The sequence below is a fragment of the Anaerobiospirillum sp. NML120511 genome, from assembly GCF_023050955.1.
Taxonomy (GTDB): Bacteria; Pseudomonadota; Gammaproteobacteria; order Enterobacterales; family Succinivibrionaceae; genus Anaerobiospirillum.
In genome coordinates, this window is record NZ_JALKIK010000085.1 from 1 (window position 1) to 3,621 (window position 3,621).

The window sequence follows — 3,621 nt, forward strand, 5'->3', positions numbered from 1 at the left end:
TCACACTAATCATCACTTCCAAGTAATCACTACTTATATTAGCTAATAGCAACCAAACGACCTACCTTATATATAAAGTAGTGATTACTCCCTCCACGAAATCGTATCTTCTTTATAAAACTTCTACGAAGTAACCCGCCTTATATTCTGCACATAGTAATCATTACTTTCATAGAAATGAGATGTAAAGGCCACTTTATACAAAACGATATTCATAGATATCAAAATGTATTAATAAACTAGACTTGCCTCACAATCAGGAAAGAAAGCCATTTATATCATGTTTTATTAGAGTAAACTACAAAAAGTAATGATTACTTGGGAGCAGTTATGGACTTCTCTTACCTTAGAACGGTCTTGGATGCCTACCTTAAGCAGATGGGTAACACGGTGGCAACTGATAATGAGTTCATTAGTGCTTTTAATCAGTTAGAAAAGGCTCATCTTGCCCAAAATCTTCATGCAGTGGACAAAGATCTGACAGAGCAGGTTATCAACGCCAAGCTCGCTTTCATAAAGATATCAGGAGTATGTGCAGAAAGAGTAAGAAGAGTAGAGCGAGTACTCAAATCTATTCAATGCCTTATAAACGGAGGCTCGTACGAAGAGTTCTATTACTACATAAGATCCAAGAATAACATCTTGGTGGATGATGAAATAACGGAAACTATTGATAAATACAGAGGCTATCTTCATTCCAAGAAGTTAAATAATGAGACTGTTTCCTACTATATTAGGCATGTCAGAAAGTTTTTAAACTACGCAAGAATTAGCACCTTTTCTGAATTAAAAGAGTTATCTCCAGAATGTGTTATTGATGCTTTATCAAGAATTTTAAGGGACTGTCCGTCTGTTTCAACTAAGTTAAGCTCTATCAGATATTATCTTAAATGGCTTTATGACAACAAAATTATAAGTAAAGATTTGTCTGTAGTCATCGACTTCAGATCCCCAAGAAAGCGACCAGTCATCAAGTACTTTAACCATGATTTAGTGCAATCATTGCTACAAAATCTATCTGATAATAAGGAAGATATATTGCTTTCTTCAGTTATAAATCTTGCTATTACAACAGGCTTGAGAGGTGTTGATTTGGGTAATTTGAGGGTCAGTGACATTGACTGGCAAAAAAGAACAATTTCTATTATTCAGTCAAAAACTGGTGTTAGAGCAAACCTTCCTTTGGTTGAATCTGCTGCTATCCCGCTATCAAAATATCTTTTAGAGGTAAGACCATCCAGTGCCAGAGATTATGTATTCTGCTCTCCAAGAACTGGACAGCCGATTAAAAGAAGAGGGCTATCTAATCTTTTCTCAAGATATAGAGACAGGGTTCTTGGTGATGGCTTTAAAGGTTATGGGCTTCATTCATTACGAAGAACAATTGGATCTTCGTTATTTCAAAATGAGACTGATATTGGGTTAATTAAAGATATTCTTGGACATCGTGACTTCTCATCACTCGATAAATACATGCAGGCTGATGATAAACACCTTATTGAATGTAACCTAGATCTAACTGGAAAGATTTCTAGAAAGGAGCTGGTAGATGACTAACAATTACAGCTCAAAACTTGGACAATCATTAATTGGTTATTTAAATTTCAAACGCTCACTTAATTATAAGCTTCAGTATGTTGAGTCCTTATTAATTGATCTTGATTCTTATATATGTTTGAACTATCCCGATGAGGATAAGTTAACAAAAGAGATTGTATATGGATGGGGTTTTCAAAATAATTCCAAGTCTCTGCCGCAGACTATCAACAAAAGACTGGCTCTTTTAACTAGCTTAGGTAAGTTTCTTAGCCTTTCTAACCCTGACACTTTCATACTAAGCAAAAAGGAAAGGCTTTCTGAGGATAGGTCATTTATCAGCAGAATCCTTACTAATGATGAAGTAGAACAATTATTTTATGAGGCTGATGTATATTGCTCAAAAGACAATTATGCCGGCATTACTTTATCTGTTGTTTTAAGACTTATGTACTCAACAGGAATGCGTCCAGGTGAGGTATTACGCCTTAAGTTGAATGAATACGACCCCTTAAAAAAGGAGGTTTTCATCAAAGAAAGCAAGTCTTTAAAAAGCCGAAGAATTATTATCTCTGATAAAATGGCCAAGCTTATAGACAAGTATCTGAGTGTTACATGTCCCGCAATATCTGATAAAGATATTTTTCTCTTTACTATCAATGGTGACCGCAGCTCAAGAATAAAGTCATCATGGTTAAATAGTAAGCTTAAGACCCTGAGTAAGCGCGCAAAGATTAGATTGCCCTATCCTCGCTCCTATGATTTTCGTCATACCTTTATTACCACGAGAATCCTTAATTGGATACATGAAGGCAAAGATATAAACACGATGATCCCTTTCCTTCGTGTTTTTGTTGGTCACGACTCTGTCGATGATACCTGGTACTATTTCAGACTCATACCACAGCACTCTGACTCGATCTGCGATATCACTCGTCTGAGAGATGATAACATTCCTGCCCCTGAGGATAATGCTTATGAAGAGTAATAGCAGAAGCATATTTTTGCTTATACGGTCATTCCTTAATGATTATCACTGCGGCATTAGACGAAGCTCTGCTCACACAATCAGAAATAATCGTACATTGCTTAGGCTTTTTATAAGGTTTATGTCTGAGCAGTGCAATGTCAAAGTGACAGAGCTGTCTCTCGATAGTCTGAATGTCAGAAATGTCGAGGAGTTTATTAAATGGCTTGTAGATAAGCAGCATAACTCCTACTCTTCTGCCAACTTAAGGCTGAGGCTCATTCAAGGGTTTTGCAGTTATGTCATTACTCAAGAGCCAGAAGTTACTGACCGTATGCTGGAAATTAAACGGATTAAGCCTTTCCGAGAGCCTGTAGAACCAGTAGGTTTCCTTAGCGAACATCAACTGCAGCAGCTGCTTGATTTGCCAGATACCTCATCAACAAAAGGCCTAAGAGATCGACTACTGATGATCGTAATGTATGAAACAGGAGCACGACTATCAGAGGTCACATCAATTAGGTATTCTGACTTTATCAAGAATGATGCGGGATACGTCTGTGAGCTCCTTGGAAAAGGCAAGAAAAAACGCATAGTACCCGTAAGTGATAAGGTAATGGCTCATGTAGAGCACTTTAGAGAGCGTGATTGTGCTGAAAATGACTCTTATGTATTCCATGCTCCTTGCTCCATGGCTAAGCCGCTATCCCAATCAGCTATCTATAAGATTATTACTACTTATGGGGACAGGCTTTCTGAGGCCACAGGTGGAGCCGTGAGGTTGCTGCACCCTCATATGCTACGCCATACTATGGCTATGCACCTGTATCAAAAGGGGGTGTCGCTAGAGTTCATTGCACAGATTCTTGGTCACAACAGCATAGAAACCACAAGTATTTATGCCTTTGCTGATACAGAGATGAAGAGAAAAGCTATTGAAGGTGCTTTGGGCAAAACTATCCCAGACAAGGATGCAAGTACATCAATTTGGGATGATGAGGAGAGATTGTTAAGACTGGCATCACTCAAGTAATCACTACTTATTTTGATGGGGTATGGGCTAGTATCAGGCTTTTTGTAGTGAAGTAGTGATTACTTAGAAGTGATGATTAGTGTGA

Annotated in this window: 3 protein-coding genes; all 3 read left to right on the forward strand. The window is 37.8% G+C overall.

Going from position 1 to position 3,621, the window contains the following annotated elements; genetic code table 11:
- The first annotated feature begins 330 nt into the window (after window positions 1-330).
- Genes MXE39_RS12650 through MXE39_RS12660 form a run of 3 tightly spaced genes read left to right on the forward strand, consistent with a single transcriptional unit; the run spans window position 331 to window position 3,536 of the window.
- Window positions 331-1,557 (forward strand): tyrosine-type recombinase/integrase, encoded by a 1,227-nt coding sequence (locus MXE39_RS12650; protein WP_246979059.1) that lies wholly within the window; start codon window positions 331-333, stop codon window positions 1,555-1,557.
- Window positions 1,550-2,524: a tyrosine-type recombinase/integrase gene (locus MXE39_RS12655; RefSeq protein WP_246979060.1), complete on the forward strand. Its 975-nt coding sequence runs from the start codon at window positions 1,550-1,552 to the stop codon at window positions 2,522-2,524. The genes MXE39_RS12650 and MXE39_RS12655 overlap by 8 nt, the downstream gene beginning before the upstream one ends.
- Window positions 2,514-3,536, forward strand: a complete 1,023-nt coding sequence (locus tag MXE39_RS12660; protein WP_246979061.1) for a tyrosine-type recombinase/integrase — start codon at window positions 2,514-2,516, stop codon at window positions 3,534-3,536. Before MXE39_RS12655 ends, MXE39_RS12660 begins: the two co-directional genes overlap by 11 nt.
- Window positions 3,537-3,621: the final 85 nt, after the last annotated feature.

Excerpts from the sequence above, each read along its gene's own strand:
- MXE39_RS12660 (WP_246979061.1), top strand. The coding sequence starts at position 2,514 with ATGAAGAGTAATAGCAGAAGCATATTTTTGCTTATACGGTCATTCCTT.
- MXE39_RS12655 (WP_246979060.1), top strand. The coding sequence starts at position 1,550 with ATGACTAACAATTACAGCTCAAAACTTGGACAATCATTAATTGGTTAT.
- MXE39_RS12650 (WP_246979059.1), top strand. The coding sequence starts at position 331 with ATGGACTTCTCTTACCTTAGAACGGTCTTGGATGCCTACCTTAAGCAG.